Raw genomic sequence first — 16075 nt, 5'->3', positions numbered from 1 at the left:
TTTATGGTCGACAACGCCAAAGAGGCCGCCCATCGCGCGGCCTCGGATGCTGAACAGATCGCCTGGGTCGACGAACAGGACAACCTGCTAGGTGCCCTGGTCCGTTCCGACTTGCGTGAGCGCGGGCTGATCGGGCGCGGCACCTACATCATGCTGTTCAATTCAGCGGGTGAACTGTGCGTGCACCGGCGAACCCTGAGCAAAGCCATTTACCCGGGGTACTGGGATGTGGCAGCGGGGGGCATGGTGCTGGCCAGCGAAACCTACGCCGAATCGGCCGCCCGCGAACTCGAAGAAGAGCTGGGTGTGAGCGGTGTGGAATTGATCGCCCATGATCACTTCTTCTTTGAAGACACCGGCAACCGGCTCTGGTGTTCAGCGTTTTCGGCGGTCTGGGACGGGCCGTTGACCCTGCAGCCGGAAGAGGTGCTCGAAGCGCGCTTCATCCCCATCGATCAGGTCCTGTTGGAAATCCAGCAAAAGCCTTATTGCCCGGACTCTCTGGCTGCGTTGAAGCGCTATCTGCGCGCTCAACAGGATGACGTCGCAAAAGAGCTATAAATTGGCGCCGATTGGCTCTTAGCAAGTCGGCTTTTTGCCGTTACACTGCGCGACCTTTTCAAACTGAACCAGCGTGCCCGGTTCAGTAGCGCTGCCCCTGCCTGAGTGGGGCTTCGCGGTCGATGGCCACTTCCCGAGTGGCCGCGACCAGTCTTTGTCCTCCCAAGAGGATTGCCGGTGGCCAAAAAAGCCGCATCCTTCGCCGCCCTTGGTGGCCTGGTATTTTCCACCGACGCAGGTCGTCATTGCCCGGAATGCAGTAAACCGGTGGACGCCTGTATCTGCAAACAGACCGTTATCCCGGCCGGCGACGGCATCGCTCGCGTACGTCGCGAAAGCAAGGGCCGTGGCGGCAAGACGGTGACTACCATCACCGGTGTGCCATTGGCCGAAGACGCGCTCAAGGAACTGGCCACCACGTTGAAGAAGCGTTGTGGTACAGGCGGAGCGTTGAAAGACGGAATTGTGGAAATCCAGGGCGATCATGTCGAGCTACTCTTGGGCGAGCTGATCAAACTCGGTTTCAAAGCGAAGAAGTCCGGCGGCTAGCAGCCTCTGTGAAAACCACCCTCGGCTTGATCCAGTCCTGACAGCAGGTCTGGCGTCGTCTACATGGTTTTCACAGAGCCTGTTCTGATCCGGTTTCTAAACTCAAACCTGAATGTGCGGTCTATCGCCCTTGCATGCAGGCTAATCGTCATTTTCATTCTTTAGACTGCGCCGGCCTGAACTCAAGGCGACGCTCTATGACTTCTTTATAGGGGACTTCAATGTCCGTACGACGCACACGCAAAGACGATGGCAGCCAATGGACAGTTGCGGACAGCCGCAGTGTTTACGGGATTCGCCATTGGGGGGCCGGGTATTTCGCGATCAACGACGCCGGTCGCGTCGAAGTTCGTCCGAACGGTCCGACCAGTTCGCCTATTGATCTGTTCGAGCAAGTCGACCAACTGCGCAAAAGCGGTTTGTCCTTGCCATTGCTGGTGCGTTTCCCGGATATCCTGCAAGACCGCGTGCGTCAGCTGACCGGCGCCTTCGATGCGAACATCGAGCGTCTGGAATACCAGAGCAAGTACACCGCGCTGTACCCGATCAAAGTGAACCAGCAAGAAGCGGTGATCGAAAACATCATCGCCACCCAGGACGTTTCCATCGGTCTGGAAGCCGGCTCCAAACCTGAACTGCTGGCCGTTCTGGCCCTGGCGCCGAAGGGCGGCACTATCGTCTGCAACGGTTACAAGGACCGTGAGTTCATTCGTCTGGCACTGATGGGCCAGAAGCTGGGTCACAACGTCTTTATCGTGATCGAGAAAGAATCCGAAGTCGGCCTGGTGATCGAAGAAGCGGCGGCGCTGAAGGTCAAGCCTCAAGTCGGCCTGCGCGTACGTCTGTCGTCCCTGGCCTCGTCGAAGTGGGCGGACACCGGTGGCGAGAAATCCAAATTCGGTCTGTCGGCGGCGCAATTGCTGTCGGTGGTCGAGCGTTTCCGCGCAGCCGGCCTGGATCAAGGGATTCGCCTGCTGCACTTCCACATGGGTTCGCAGATCGCCAACCTGGCGGACTACCAGCATGGTTTCAAGGAAGCGATTCGTTACTACGGCGAACTGCGCAACCTCGGCCTGCCGGTGGACCACATCGACGTTGGCGGCGGCTTGGGCGTGGACTACGACGGTACGCATTCGCGTAACGCCAGTTCGATCAACTACGACATGGACGATTACGCCGGTGTCGTGGTCGGGATGCTCAAGGAATTTTGCGACGCGCAGAGCCTGCCGCACCCGAACATTTTCTCCGAAAGTGGCCGCTCGCTGACCGCTCACCACGCCATGCTGGTGGTGCAAGTCACCGACGTCGAGAAACACAACGACGACGTGCCGAAGATCGACAACAAGGAAGAGCTGCCGGAAACCGTGCAATGGCTGGTTGACCTGCTGGGCCCGACCGACATCGAGATGGTTACCGAAACCTACTGGCGCGCGACGCACTACATGAGCGACGTGGCTTCCCAGTACGCCGATGGCAAGCTGACCCTGGCGCAAAAAGCCCTGGCCGAGCAATGCTACTTCGCCGTGTGCCGTCGCCTGCACAACTCGTTGAAAGCCCGTCAGCGTTCGCACCGTCAGGTGCTCGACGAACTCAACGACAAACTGGCCGACAAGTACATCTGCAACTTCTCGGTGTTCCAGAGCCTGCCGGACACCTGGGCCATCGGCCAGGTCCTGCCGATTCTGCCGCTGCACCGTCTCGACGAAGAGCCGCTGCGCCGCGCCGTGCTACAAGACCTGACCTGCGACTCCGACGGCAAGATCAAGCAATACGTCGACGAGCAGAGCATCGAAACCAGCTTGCCGGTGCATGCCCTGAACGAAGGTGAAGACTACCTGCTGGGGATCTTCCTGGTGGGGGCTTACCAGGAAATTCTGGGCGACATGCACAACCTGTTCGGTGACACCGATTCGGTGAACATCTACCAGAACGCTGACGGCAGCGTGTACCACGCCGGTATCGAAACCCACGACACCATCGAAGACATGCTGCGTTATGTGCACTTGTCGCCGGAAGAGTTGATGACCCACTACCGCGACAAGTGCGCCAGTGCCCGTATCACCGCTGCCGAGCGCACCCAGTTCCTCGACGCGTTGCGTCTGGGTCTGACCCGTTCGTCTTACCTGTCTTCTTGAGGTAGGGCACTGCTCTCATCAGGCTGTCTGAAAATGTTCCGCACGCTGCGGAAATTTCAGATGACCTGGTGAGACGCGTCTTTGTTTTTCAGCGAAATGACTCACATCCACGTCTATCCATGCGAAGTCGTCTTCTTTTCGCGTAGGCCGTTTCCTAAGTTGTATTTCGGCACTCTACTCGGCCAACTCTCTCGGAGAGAATCCCCGGCCGCCCCTCCTGTAGAGAATCGCCGATGTTCGATCCAGTAAACGAGCCGTCATTTCGTCTGGATGTAGCGGGTCTGCCCGATCCCTTTGAGGTCTTGGCCTTTACCGGCAGTGAAGCGATCAGCGAACCCTTTGAATTCAACGTGGATGTGCTGGTCATTGATCCGGCGCTGGACCTGGCAAGCTTGTTGTACCGGCCAGCCTTTTTGCATTTCGGGCCTGCGGCGCACGGTATTCACGGGCAGTTGCATGAACTCGTCCAGACTGGACATGGCACCCCCTGCAGACTTTGTCGTGTAAGCCTGAGGCCGAAACTGGCGTGCCTGGCCCTGCGGTTCAGCCAGCGAATGTTCAGTAACCGTTCGGTACCGGACATCCTTGCCCAGGTGCTCAAGGAGCATGGCATTGCGGGCAAGGACCGGCGATTCGAGTTGACCTGCGATTACCCTCCTCGGGATTTCTGTGCGCAGTATCAGGAGTCGGATCTGCAATTTTTCCAGCGACTGTGTGCGCAAGAGGGACTTCATTATCACTTCGAGCATCGCAGGCGCGGTCACTGTCTGGTCATTGGTGACGGGCAGGGCCGCGATCCGAGTGGCGCAGAGTTGATCTTTGCGCCCGACACCGGACAACCCGGCGTGCATCAGTTCACGCTCCATGGCAGCCCGCAGGCTGCCGAAGGCCATACGAACCTTGCAACGCTGCGCAGTGGCCAGCGCGTGCCGATGACGGGTCATCCGTGTGCCGACTGGAATCGTCTTTGGTTGCTGACCCATGTCGAGCATCAGGGTGGACAGCTGCCGGAGTTTTCGTATGGCAACCGGATCCGCGCGGTGGCCGCAGTGTTGCCTTATGTGACGATGAACTTGGCCATTGGCCCCAGGATGCACAGCCTGCAGCGGGCTTGGGTAGTCGAGGTCGATGAGCCTCAACCCGACGCTTCCAGACCCGTTGCGGTGCAGTTTGACTGGCTATATCAGGGCGAAGGCGCGGTACCTGGCCATTGCTGGTTGTCCATGGCGTCAGAATTGCGCGACGCGCTCGTCCTGCCGTTGAGTGAAGGTATTGAGGTGCTGGTGAGTTTTATCGACGGCGATCCGGATCAACCGCTGATCACCGGGTTTCTTTGCGGCACGTCCGAGGTTCAGGCGTCAAACTCGCCCGAGCTGCAAGCGGCTGCGGTGGCAGATGACAACGTGTCGATTGACGGATTGTTGCGCTTGTTACAGTCCAGCGAGCCCTTGGTGTTGCTGTGTCTGTTGCCTGGCGGGGGCAGCTTCACTCAATGCACACAAACCTTTTGCACTTGCCGGGCCGCGACGCAGCTTGGCCAGAGCGGTGCGGCATGATTGCCGTACTGGCTCCCGAAGCAACCTCGCAATGGTTGTTGCTCGATGCACCGGGCGAGCCTCGGGCCGTTACAGCGATGCGGCAGCAATTTGCCCACATCCGACAGTTCTGTCTGTTTGACGACACCGAATGGCAGCCGTTGAGGGAGCACGGGCCGGTGTTGGTCGACCTCAGCGAATGCCCTGCACTGGCCGATCGGTGCTACCGCGAACCCCACCTCTGGCGCGGATTGTGGCTGGTCAGTGAGGCATCGCCTGCGCAGTTGCTCGAACATCTGCGCCGCATGCTCACCGTCACCGTTGGCCTGCATCACCGCGCCTTGCTGAGTTACTACAACCCCCACACGGCCAGCTATTTTTTCGATGCGTGCGATGCCCGGGAGCTGAGTCGCTGGCTCGGTCCGATCAGCCAGTTACGCTGGTTCGGTGGAACCTGGGCTGACCGGGCAATTGGCTGTCAGGGCTGGCAGCGGTTGTTCAATCCCGGGCTCGCGGTCAATCCGCTTGGCATCGAGGAAGACCTCAGCGCACGTCAGCGCGACGCGTTGCAAACCTGCCTGCTGGAACAACACGCCTGGCGCTGGAGCCAGTCCACCGGGAGTGATTACATCCGCCTGTGGTCCCATCTGCTGGAGGGGCTGGCGCTGGGTTTCAGCGAACGGCCGGTCCTCGATGACTGGTTATGGCTACGTTTGCAGTACCCCGACGCAGTGCCTTTACAGCCGTTGCCGGGAATCACTCAACAGGAACGTCTCGATAGCCTGCGTGACCAGTGGCAGAACGATCAACCCTGAACGCGTTGACACCCTGGCCTCCCATTATCCAGCGAACCAGCCGTCGCTCTTGCGCAAGTACCAGGCAAACGCACCGAGGGTCAGGCTGCGCAACACCATGAACAGCAAAAACGTGATCCACAGTCCATGGTTGCCCTGGCCTTGCAGTGCCCAGGCGAAGGGCAGCAGCAGAATCAAGGTCAGCAGCATGCCGTTGCGCATTTCCCGGGCGCGAGTGGCACCGATGAACAGCCCGTCGAGCAGGTAACTCCACACGGCAATCAGCGGCAACATAGCGAGGTAGGGCAGGTAGATGAACGCGGTATCGCGCACGCTCTGGATGTCAGTCTGCATCTCGATAAACAGGTGCCCGGCGAACGCAAACAGCACGGCAAAACCCAGGCTTGCCAGCAATGACCAGCCGCAGGCCACCACCAGTGAACGGCGCAACGCCACTCGATCACGCGCGCCGATGGCGTGCCCGCACAAGGCTTCCACGGCATGCGCCAAACCGTCCAGTGCGTGCGCCGTCAGCAGCAGGCCGTTAAGCAGAAGCGCGTTAGCGGCAACGGTGGCATCGCCGAGACGCGCGCCCTGCACGGTGATCAGGAAAAATACCGATTGCAGGGCCAGGCTGCGGATGAAAATGTCGCGATTGACCGCCAGCAATGGCCGCCAGCTCTGCCACAGCGCCAACGCGGCCCAGACGATATGCCCAGGGTAGGCACGCAAGGCTTTGCGCGTCAGCAGCAGGCCAATCAGCGCACCGGTCCATTCGGCAATCACCGACGCCCGGGCCGCACCGACCACGCCCCATTCCAGCCCGAGGACGAACCACAGGTTCAGCGCGATGTTCACCAGGTTGGTGCTCAGCAGAATCGCCAGTGGTGCCCGAGCGTTCTGGGTGCCGAGGAACCAGCCGACCAGAGCATAACTGGCCAGGGCCGCCGGTAGACCGAACAACCGCGTGTGAAAAAACTCGCGGGTCAGTTGATCCAGTTCGGGCGACGGTTGCATGAAGTGCAGCGCGACGCCGCTCAACGGAACGCCGACGGCGCCAAGGACAATCGCCAGGCCCATGGCCAACAACAAACCTTGCAGCAAGATCTGCCGCAACGCCGCGCCATCCCCGCGTCCGGCGGCCTGTGCCGCGAAGCCGGTGGTGCCCATGCGCAAAAATCCCATGGCCCAGGCCAGGAGCGTATACAAGCTGGCACCGACCGCGACGGCACCCAATTGATGGGCGTGGGGCAGGTGGCCGATGACTGTGCTGTCGACCAACGCCACCAGCGGTACGGAAATGTTCGACAGAATCATCGGCGCAGCCAGCGCCCAGACCCGACGATGGGTCGGGCGGTCACGCCAGTCGGCAATCAGGTTGGACATGCAGGCTCCTTGGCGAAGCCGGCATTGTAGCGACAGTTGGTGGTGATCGTTCCCATGCAGAGTGGGAACGATCAGGTACAGGGGGGAAGGGTGGTGTCAGTGAATGATCCAGCTCAGCAACCACAGCCCCAGCACCAGCCAGATGATCCCCATGATGATCGACGCATTCATGAAGGCCCGAATGGCCGACCACAACAGCATCAATCCCAGAATCAGCGCGATGATGCTGATGATCGAAGCGTCCATCCCCAGCGTTCGGGACAAACCTTCGACAAAGTTGCTGCCGGCATGGCTCAGCAGATTGAACAAGCCACTCAGGGCGTCAACGATAAAGCGGATGACCGAACCGAGCGCCTGGCCGAGCCATTCGAAAAAACCTTCTACCTGCATATGGTTAACGTCCTGATGAAAGTGGTTGAGCCTTGGGCCATTGATCACAGTGGCGAGTTCCCCACAAGCATAGAGGGTTGCATTGAACCTGTGGGAGCGAGCCTGCTCGCGATAGCGGTGTGTCAGATAAATATATGTTGAATGTGCCGCCACTATCGCGAGCAGGCTCGCTCCCACAGTAAAAAGCGCCCTTGCCATCCCCGGCCATCCCCCCGAAGCTATACGCCTTCAGGAGAGCCCGATGAACCTTGTTGAACTGACCGAACGCCTGCACGCCATCCGAGATCGCAATGACTGGCGGCAATTTCACAGCCCGAAAAACCTGGCCATGGCGGCCAGCGTGGAAATGTCCGAATTGGTGGAGATCTTCCAGTGGCTGACCGAAGACCAGTCGCGTCAGCTGCCGGCCGACAAGCTGACCCACGCCGGACAGGAAGTGGGCGATATCGTGCTCTATTTATTGCTGCTGTGCAGCGAGTTGGGGTTGGACATGAATGAAGTCGTGCGCAGCAAACTCGCAGACAGCGAAAAGAGGTTCAGCTGATGAGCGATCGTCATTTCGATCAACTGGCGACACGTTTCGCCGAAAAAATCTACGGCGGGGCCAAAGGTGCAATCCGGCTGGCGGTGCTTCAGGCCGACCTGGCTGAAACGCTGCCGGACCGGCCGCTGCGCGTCCTCGACATCGGTGCCGGTCTGGGGCACATGTCGTTGTGGCTGGCTCAACGCGGGCATGACGTCACGCTGGCCGAGCCCGCCGAGCCGATGCTCGAAGGCGCCCGCCAACGCTTCGCCGAAGCCGGGCAGAACGCGACATTCATTCAGGCGCCGTGGCAGGAGCTGCTCGGTCAGCTCACCGAACCCTATGACGTGGTGCTGTGCCATGCCGTGTTGGAGTGGCTGGCCGAGCCGCATGCGATTTTGCCGGTTTTGCATCAACTGACGAAGAAAGACGGCTGGTTATCCCTGGCCTTCTACAACCGCGATGCGCTGATTTACCGCAACTTGCTCAAGGGTCACTTCCGCAAGATGCGCAAGAACGACATGGCCGGCGAGAAGCAGAGCCTGACCCCGCAACAGCCACTGGACCCGCGCGAGTTGGCGGCGCAACTTGAAGGTCTGTGGCAGGTCGAAACCCAAAGTGGTGTGCGGGTTTTTCACGATTATATGCCGGTGGAGTTCCAGGCCCGCGCCGAGCTGGTGGACTTGCTCGAAATGGAGTTGGCCCACCGTCGGCACCCGAGCTTTGCCGGGCTTGGGCGCTATCTGCACTGGATCTGTCGGCCGATCTGAGCGGAATACGAAATGAAAAGTCGTTCAGGGTTGCTGGTGATCTGCCTGGGGCTGGCGGCCTGTGAGGGCAGCAACCCTTATGTGGCATCGTCCAACCCGATACCGCCGGCGCCCCCCGGCGCCGCCACCACCTTCGACCGCAGCGCCTACCCGGCGCCACCGCGTGACTTCGGGCTCTATCGCAGCTGGACGTGGCTTGACGGTCATCTGCCACCGGGCACCACCTGGGCAGACTCGGCACAGGTGGCTGAATTGGTCAGTAATGCGCTCGATCAGCGCGGCTTGCGACCGCAGCACGATGATCGTCCGGCAGACCTGTTTGTCAGCGCCAACCTGTACCTCGAAACCCGCATGCGTCAGGTGCAGGACGACTACGGTTATTACGGCGCCGGCTATGGCGGTTATGGCGGTTACAACCACTACGGCAGCGGTTACGGCCTGTACGGCAGCGTGCCGATTCTGCACACCTATCAGGAACAAGTCGTGGTGGTGCAGGTGGACATGTACGATGCCGGCACCGGTCAGTCAGTGTGGAGCGGCAGCGCTGAAACCATCAATCGCGGCAGCCAGAGCGAGCAAGCCGATGCCCTGCGAGAGGCTGTAGAAAAGGCCATGTCGGCGTATCCTCCCAGTTAGCCTCTGTAGATAAGAAGCATTGCGCATGTCACTGGAGAAACATCATGTTCCGCCGTTTCGCTGTACTGGCTGTGGCCGCGCTGCTCAGTGCCTGCGCCGCCAACCAGGTCAATCACGACTACGACGCCAGCCGCAATTTTGCCGCCTACCGCAGCTGGAGCTGGAAAGAACCCGCCCTGCAATATCGCCCCGATGATCCACGGATCAAGAGTGACCTGACTGAGCAACGCATCCGCCAATCCGTAGCCGCTCAACTGGATCAGCGAGGCTTGCGTCCGGCGTCCGCCGGCACCAAGGGTGACTTGAACGTCCAAACTTATCTGATCGTCGAAGAGCGTCAGCAACAAGTCACCACCAACTATGGCGGCGGTTATGGCAACCCCTGGTACGGTTACTGGGGCGCGCCGATGTACAACGAAACCCGCAACGTCAGCTACAAAGTGGCGACCATCCAGATTGACCTGCTCGATGGCAAGGACGGCAAACTGGTGTGGCGCGGCAGCGACGAACAACTGCTCAGCGGCTCGCCGAACCCGACGGATCGTAGCAATGCAATACATGAGACCGTCGTACGGATCCTGGCCAACTACCCACCTACATTGGCCCACTGACCCCACATTGGCTCGCTCTCACATTGGATTTGCACATCAACACAAATCCCCTGTGGGAGTGACGGTGCGACGATTCGACCTGCTCGCGATAGCCATCTCAAACGCTCAAAGGATTTCTCTGTCAGCCACCGGCCGCCAATCCCCGACCATGTGCTCAAGCTCCCCAACGCCCACCAACCGAAAGTCCCCACTGGACCCCGCCGCGCTCGCCAGCAATGTCACTTCACTGGGCAACCGCACTGGTTTGCGAAACTGCACGGCAATCTCGATGTTTGCCGTAGGCAGGTGATCGGCAAGCGCCGCCAGCGTGCGCGCCTTGTTCCACAATCCATGGGCGATGGCGGTTGGGAAACTGAAGAGTCTGGCGCTCACGGCACTCAGGTGGATCGGGTTGTAATCGCCGGACACTTTGGCGTACCGGCGGCCAATATCGGCGGGGGCTTTCCAGCGGCTCACTTCCATCATCTCCAGTGTGGTTGCCAACACCTCTTCGACCGGCTCGCCGTCCAGATTGACGCCCCGGCACAGCATCTGGCTTTGCGCCTCCCAGAGCGTTCCCAATTGGTCGTTCAGCGTGGTCACCAGATCAAATGTCGCGCCCTTGGCGTGCGGTTGCAGATTTTGCACCTGCACGCCGACGCGTACCCGATGCACGCCGCCCATGGGCCGCAAGACGCGAATGCGGTTGCTCAGGTGAATCAACCCCAGCAAGGGAAACGGAAAATCCTTAGCAGTGAGCAATTGCATCTGCAAGGCAAACGCGAGGATGTGCGGATAGGTTGGCGGCAACAATCCGTTGTCGGCAAACCCGCAGACGTTGCGATACGCCGCCAGACGCTTTGGATCGACATCGACCCAGCAGTGCAAACCCGTATCGGGCAACGTGGTGCCGGTGATTTTGCGCCGTGTCGCCGCTCGCGCGTACAACGCCGGCAGGCTCGGTTCGCGGTCGAGTGTGTGCCAATCAGTGATCATCACTAGGCCCCCAGGACACTTTGTCCACAGACACGCAATGCTTGCCCGGTAAACGCGCCGGTGCCCGGTTGCGCCAGCCAGGCCACGGCTTCGGCGACGTCTTGCGGCAAGCCGCCCTGGCCGAGTGAACTCATGCGGCGGCCCGCTTCACGCAAGCCAAACGGGATGTGCGCGGTCATCTGCGTTTCAATAAACCCCGGCGCGACTGCGTTGATGCTGATCCCACGCTGATCCAGCAACGGCGCCCAGGCTTGCGCCAGCCCGATCAGCCCGGCCTTGCTCGCGGCGTAGTTGGTTTGCCCGCGATTGCCGGCGATACCACTGATGGAGGCCAGCAAAATCACTCGGCCGTTGTCGTGCAAGGTGCCGCTGTCGAGGAGGGCCTTGGTCAGCACTTGCGGCGCATTGAGGTTGACCGCGAGCACCGCGTCCCAGAATTCCGGGGTCATGTTGGCCAGGGTTTTGTCGCGGGTGATCCCGGCGTTGTGGACGACGATGTCCACACCGTCAGGCAGTTGTTCGATCAACTGTGCGGCGGCGTCTTCAGCGCAAATATCCAGAGTGACGCTGCGCCCGCCGAGGCGAGCGGCGAGGGCGTCGAGATCGGTTTTGGCGGGCGGCACGTCGAGCAGGATCACGTCGGCGCCGTCACGGGCCAGGGTCTCGGCGATCGAGGCGCCGATGCCGCGCGCTGCGCCGGTCACCAACGCCTTGCGTCCGGCCAGCGGTCGCGTCCAGTCCTGAACCGGTGTGTCGCACGCCTTCAACCGGATTACTTGCCCGGACACAAACGCGCTTTTAGGTGAAAGGAAAAACCGCAGCGGCCCTTCCAGTTGATCCTCGGCACCGTCGCCGACATGGATCAACTGCAAGGTGCCACCGCTGCGTAGTTCCTTGGCCAGCGAACGGCTGAAACCTTCCAGTGCGCGCTGGGCGCTGGCGGCGAATGGGTCGCTCAAGGTTTCTGGCGCACGGCCCAGAATCACCAGGTGCGCGCAGTGATCGAGGTTTTTCATCAGCGGCTGGAAGAACTCGCGCAGCTGTTTTAGCTGCCCGGTTTGCTCCAGGTCACTGGCATCGAACACCACGGCTTTAAGTTTCGGACCGTGGCCGGGAATCCACGCGGTGGCCAGTGACGGCTCGGTGCCGTAGCTGTAAATCGCGTCGGTCAGGCGATTGGCGAAAGCACTGACTTTCTCAGCCAATGGCCCCCCGCCAATCAACAACGCCCCTTCGACAGGTCGCAGCCGGCCTGCCTGCCAGCGCTCCAGGCGGACCGGCGACGGCAGACCCAGGGCCCCGACCAGGCGATGGCCGATGGACGAATTGGCGAAGTCGATATAACGGTCAGACATGGAACGTGCTCCGGCAGCTGGGGTTCAAAGTGTGGACCACGAATGGCAATCAGTCGTTCGATCCACGAGATAAGGCCTACGCTTGAACATTGCAGAGTAGTTGGAGCTTGGGTTTAGCAGAACTTGCGGGGGGATGCAGAAAACTGTGGGAGCGGGCTTGCCCGCGAAGGGGCCAGCACATCCAACATATTTGTTGGCCGATCTACCGCAATCGCGGGCAAGCCCGCTCCCACAGGGGGCGGTGTTGTTTTCAGACATTTCACAAGGAGCTTTTCATGACTCAGCTGCGCCGCGTCGCGATTATCGGCGGTAACCGTATTCCGTTCGCCCGTTCCAATGGGGCGTATGCCGCCGCCAGTAACCAGGCGATGCTCACCGCAGCGCTCGAAGGTTTGATCGAGCGCTACAATCTGCACGGCCTGCGCATGGGCGAAGTGGTCGCGGGCGCAGTGCTCAAGCTGTCGAGGGACATGAACCTGACCCGCGAGTGTGTGCTCGGGTCGCGGCTGTCACCCGAAACGCCGGCCTATGACATCCAGCAGGCGTGCGGCACCGGGCTGGAAGCGGCGTTGCTGGTGGCAAACAAGATCGCCCTGGGGCAGATCGATTGCGGCATTGCCGGTGGTGTCGATACCACCTCCGATGCGCCAATCAGTGTCAGTGAAGGCCTGCGCCGGATCCTACTGCAAGCCAATCGGGCCAAGACCACCGGCGATAAACTGAAAACATTCCTGCAATTGCGGCCCCGGCACCTGATTCCGGAATTTCCGCGCAATGGCGAACCCCGCACCGGTTTGTCCATGGGCGAACATTGCGAGCTGATGGCGCAGACCTGGCACATTTCCCGGGAAGAACAGGATCAACTGGCACTGGAAAGCCATCGTCATCTGGCCGCGTCCTATGCCGAAGGCTGGCACAACGATCTGATGACACCGTTCCTCGGCCTGACCCGCGACAACAACCTGCGCCCGGACCTGACCCTGGAACAACTCGCCAAGCTGAAACCGGCTTTCGAAAAAAGCGCCAAGGGAACGATGACGGCGGGCAACTCCACGCCCCTCACCGATGGCGCGTCGCTGGTGTTACTGGGCAGTGAAGAGTGGGCCAAAGAACGTGGCCTGCCGATCCTAGCGTACCTGCGTGACGGTGAAGCGGCGGCGGTGGATTTCGTCAACGGTGCAGAGGGCCTGTTGATGGCGCCGGTGTATGCGGTGCCGCGATTGCTGGCGCGTAATGGCCTGACCTTGCAAGACTTCGATTACTACGAAATCCACGAGGCCTTCGCCGCGCAGGTGCTCTGCACGTTGAAGGCCTGGGAAGATCCTGACTATTGCAAAACCCGCCTCGGTCTTGATGCGCCGCTGGGCTCCATTGACCGCAGCCGCCTCAACGTCAAAGGCAGTTCACTGGCGGCGGGGCATCCTTTTGCGGCGACGGGCGGGCGTATTGTCGCCAACCTGGCGAAGTTGCTGGATGCGGCGGGTAAGGGCAGGGGATTGATTTCGATCTGCGCGGCCGGAGGCCAGGGTGTCACCGCGATTATCGAGCGCTGAAGATTGCACTGGCAGAAACCGGAACCTGTCGGAGCGGGCTTGCCCGCGATAGCGGTGTATCTGGCAATAGAGTTGTCGAATGTGCGGCCCCTATCGCGGGCAAGCCCGTTCCCACAGGGAATGTGTTTGTAGAAATTGATGACTTGGCCTAACGTCGGCCCCATCAGCCCTCTTGCGACACAAGGCTACTTGATGCCGACTAACGGACAAATCTCCCTCGAACGAACCATTCCGACACTGTCTGTGCTGCCGCGCCCGCTATTCGCGCGAGTAGAAAGCCTGAATGCCGGCTCATGGACACCGCCGCATCGCCACGATTGGGTGCAGTTTTCCTATGCCATCAGCGGTGTTCTCGGTGTGCACACTGCCGAAGGCAGTTTCTTTGCGCCGCCGCAGTGGGGCATCTGGATTCCGGCGGACCTGGAGCATCAGGTCGTGACGTCGATGCGCGCTGAAATGCGCAGTCTGTACGTGCGCCGTGAGGATTGTGAGTGGGCAGACGGGCGCTGCCGCGTGCTGGAAGTCACACCGCTGGCGCGGGAGCTGATCAAGAGTTTTTGCTTGCTGCCCGTGGAATACTCACAGGGCAACAGCCAGGAAGCGCGGTTGGTGAATGTGTTGCTGGATCAGTTGGCGAACTTGCCCGAGGTAGGGTTTTCCCTGCCGTTGCCACGGCATGAGCGGCTGCTGGGGTTGTGCAACGAGCTGATTGAAAGTCCCGAGCAGAACGTGACATTGCAGCTCTGGGCGGAGCGCTTGGGGACGTCGGAAAAGACCCTGATGCGCCTGTTTCAGCGTGAGACCGGGTTGAGCTTTCGCGGCTGGCGCCAGCGGATGCGGCTGTTGTCTTCGTTGAGTTTGCTGGAGGAGGGCGACAGCGTGACCAATGCTGCGCTGGCGTGTGGGTATGATTCCACGTCGGCGTTTATTGCCGCATTCAAAGGCCTGTTCGGGTTTACCCCCGGCGAACTCTTCAAGCAATAGAGTGTAGCGGCGTGACTGTAGGAACAATTGTCGGATAAATACCTTTGCCCCGATGACTTCGGCTATTCGATGGAGGAAATTGAAGACTGGTTGGAAAATTCCTACGAGTGGGATGGGCATTTATGTAAGCTCCTGTCGTAAATACATTCAAAACCCTTTACCAACAAAGATCGCTGGCTCGGCTATGATCTCGGCCGGTTGTTGACGACCGGCGGCGGATGAGTGATTAATCCGGCACATTGCGTGCTTCACGACGTTCATAGGTCGGCAACCCCTCCCCCGAACGACTGGATTGCCGTATAACGAATGACTTTCGCGTGTTTGGTAATAAAGGACCCACAATAAAAGCTGATGAAGACTCCAAAACGCATTGAACCCCTGATCGAGGACGGTCTGGTCGACGAGGTGCTGCGCCCACTCATGAGTGGTAAAGAAGCAGCTGTTTATGTGGTGCGCTGCGGCAACGAGTTACGTTGCGCGAAGGTTTACAAGGAGGCGAATAAACGCAGTTTCCGTCAGGCGGCCGAGTATCAGGAAGGCCGCAAGGTACGCAACAGCCGACAGGCTCGTGCGATGGCCAAGGGCTCCAAGTTCGGCAAGAAAGAAACCGAAGACGCGTGGCAGAACGCCGAAGTGGCGGCTTTGTTCCGTCTGGCTGGTGCCGGTGTGCGGGTGCCCAAACCGTATGACTTCCTCGAAGGCGTACTGCTCATGGAGCTGGTGGCCGATGAATACGGCGACGCCGCTCCGCGTCTGAACGACGTGGTGCTGGAGCCGGACCAGGCGCGCGAATATCACGCGTTCCTGATCTCGCAGATCGTGCTGATGTTGTGTACCGGCCTGGTGCACGGTGACCTGTCCGAATTCAATGTGCTGTTGACGCCGGACGGCCCGGTCATCATCGACTTGCCTCAGGCGGTAGATGCGGCGGGCAACAACCACGCGTTCAACATGCTGGAGCGGGACGTGGGCAACATGGCGTCTTATTTCGGGCGATTTGCGCCGGAGTTGAAAAAGACCAAATATGCCAAGGAAATGTGGGCGTTGTACGAAGCCGGCACCTTGCACCCGGCCAGTATGTTGACCGGGGAGTTCGACGAGCCGGAAGAGTTGGCCGACGTTGGCGGGATCATTCGCGAAATCGAGGCCGCACGGCTGGACGAAGAGCGTAAGCAAGCGATCCGCGCTGCTGACGACGCGCCACCGAGCAAAGCCGAAGAGTCGCCTCCGCCCTGGATGCAGTGACCCGCTAAACAAAAACCCGGCTTCGGCCGGGTTTTTTGTGCAACACACAATAAATCGATGCGATGCGCAGATT

16 protein-coding genes are annotated in these 16075 nt (G+C 60.1%); 12 read left to right on the top strand and 4 right to left on the bottom strand.

The features are described 5' to 3' along the window. Positions 1-3: 3 nt before the first annotated feature. From J2Y56_RS24605 to J2Y56_RS24585, 5 genes are all read left to right on the top strand, one after another. Positions 4-561 carry an NUDIX hydrolase gene (locus tag J2Y56_RS24605; RefSeq protein ID WP_310336678.1) on the top strand — a complete coding sequence of 186 codons (558 nt, stop codon included), beginning with the start codon at positions 4-6 and terminating at the stop codon, positions 559-561. A 177-nt stretch (positions 562-738) separates the two neighbouring features. After that, on the top strand, positions 739-1110 hold the full coding sequence (locus J2Y56_RS24600) for a translation initiation factor Sui1 (protein WP_310353246.1): 372 nt from the start codon (positions 739-741) through the stop codon (positions 1108-1110). A gap of 221 nt (positions 1111-1331) precedes the next feature. Continuing rightward, entirely contained in the window at positions 1332-3245 is a 1914-nt protein-coding gene (gene speA / locus J2Y56_RS24595) for an arginine decarboxylase (protein ID WP_007947661.1), read from the top strand. 233 nt (positions 3246-3478) lie between these two features. Next, the gene (locus tag J2Y56_RS24590) at positions 3479-4801 is read left to right on the top strand and encodes a contractile injection system protein, VgrG/Pvc8 family (RefSeq protein WP_310353242.1); all 1323 of its coding nucleotides are present in this window, start codon (positions 3479-3481) and stop codon (positions 4799-4801) included. Next, entirely contained in the window at positions 4798-5595 is a 798-nt protein-coding gene (locus J2Y56_RS24585) for a DUF4123 domain-containing protein (RefSeq protein ID WP_310336681.1), read from the top strand. Before J2Y56_RS24590 ends, J2Y56_RS24585 begins: the two co-directional genes overlap by 4 nt. A 24-nt stretch (positions 5596-5619) precedes the next feature. Here J2Y56_RS24585 and J2Y56_RS24580 read toward each other — a convergent pair whose 3' ends face one another. Together J2Y56_RS24580 and J2Y56_RS24575 are read right to left on the bottom strand one after the other, a co-directional pair. Beyond that, positions 5620-6960: an MATE family efflux transporter gene (locus tag J2Y56_RS24580; RefSeq protein WP_310336683.1), complete on the bottom strand. Its 1341-nt coding sequence runs from the start codon at positions 6958-6960 to the stop codon at positions 5620-5622. Positions 6961-7056: 96 nt separating this feature from the next. After that, complete coding sequence (locus J2Y56_RS24575) at positions 7057-7350, bottom strand: hypothetical protein (protein WP_007947665.1); 294 nt, start codon at positions 7348-7350, stop codon at positions 7057-7059. A 241-nt stretch (positions 7351-7591) separates the two neighbouring features. On the opposite strand from J2Y56_RS24575, the gene J2Y56_RS24570 reads away from it, so the two are divergent. The 4 genes from J2Y56_RS24570 to J2Y56_RS24555 are packed head-to-tail and all read left to right on the top strand — an operon-like array spanning position 7592 to position 9890. Beyond that, complete coding sequence (locus J2Y56_RS24570) at positions 7592-7894, top strand: MazG-like family protein (protein ID WP_150779746.1); 303 nt, start codon at positions 7592-7594, stop codon at positions 7892-7894. Then, complete coding sequence (locus tag J2Y56_RS24565; RefSeq protein ID WP_007947667.1) at positions 7894-8643, top strand: methyltransferase domain-containing protein; 750 nt, start codon at positions 7894-7896, stop codon at positions 8641-8643. The genes J2Y56_RS24570 and J2Y56_RS24565 overlap by 1 nt, the downstream gene beginning before the upstream one ends. Before the next feature lie 12 nt (positions 8644-8655). After that, positions 8656-9279 carry a DUF4136 domain-containing protein gene (locus J2Y56_RS24560; RefSeq protein WP_007947668.1) on the top strand — a complete coding sequence of 208 codons (624 nt, stop codon included), beginning with the start codon at positions 8656-8658 and terminating at the stop codon, positions 9277-9279. Between the two features lie 44 nt (positions 9280-9323). Continuing rightward, positions 9324-9890: a DUF4136 domain-containing protein gene (locus J2Y56_RS24555; protein ID WP_310353237.1), complete on the top strand. Its 567-nt coding sequence runs from the start codon at positions 9324-9326 to the stop codon at positions 9888-9890. A 105-nt stretch (positions 9891-9995) separates the two neighbouring features. On the opposite strand, the gene J2Y56_RS24550 is transcribed toward J2Y56_RS24555, so the two are convergent. Next, positions 9996-10865 (bottom strand): MaoC/PaaZ C-terminal domain-containing protein, encoded by an 870-nt coding sequence (locus tag J2Y56_RS24550; protein ID WP_007947670.1) that lies wholly within the window; start codon positions 10863-10865, stop codon positions 9996-9998. 2 nt (positions 10866-10867) lie between these two features. Continuing rightward, entirely contained in the window at positions 10868-12220 is a 1353-nt protein-coding gene (locus J2Y56_RS24545; protein WP_007947671.1) for a 3-oxoacyl-ACP reductase, read from the bottom strand. A gap of 275 nt (positions 12221-12495) precedes the next feature. Between J2Y56_RS24545 and J2Y56_RS24540 the strand changes: the two genes are divergently transcribed. The 3 genes from J2Y56_RS24540 (at position 12496) to J2Y56_RS24530 (ending at position 16002) form a co-directional block, all read left to right on the top strand. Beyond that, positions 12496-13773 carry an acetyl-CoA C-acetyltransferase gene (locus tag J2Y56_RS24540; protein WP_310353235.1) on the top strand — a complete coding sequence of 426 codons (1278 nt, stop codon included), beginning with the start codon at positions 12496-12498 and terminating at the stop codon, positions 13771-13773. 192 nt (positions 13774-13965) lie between these two features. After that, positions 13966-14757 (top strand): helix-turn-helix transcriptional regulator, encoded by a 792-nt coding sequence (locus tag J2Y56_RS24535; RefSeq protein WP_310353233.1) that lies wholly within the window; start codon positions 13966-13968, stop codon positions 14755-14757. Between the two features lie 351 nt (positions 14758-15108). Beyond that, positions 15109-16002, top strand: a complete 894-nt coding sequence (locus J2Y56_RS24530; RefSeq protein WP_310353231.1) for a PA4780 family RIO1-like protein kinase — start codon at positions 15109-15111, stop codon at positions 16000-16002. Positions 16003-16075: the final 73 nt, after the last annotated feature.

It is taken from the genome of Pseudomonas sp. BE134 (genome assembly GCF_031456105.1).
GTDB lineage: Bacteria > Pseudomonadota > Gammaproteobacteria > Pseudomonadales > Pseudomonadaceae > Aquipseudomonas.
The sequence above is the reverse complement of the archived record's forward strand: the minus strand, read 5'-3'. Positions and strand labels throughout refer to the sequence as shown.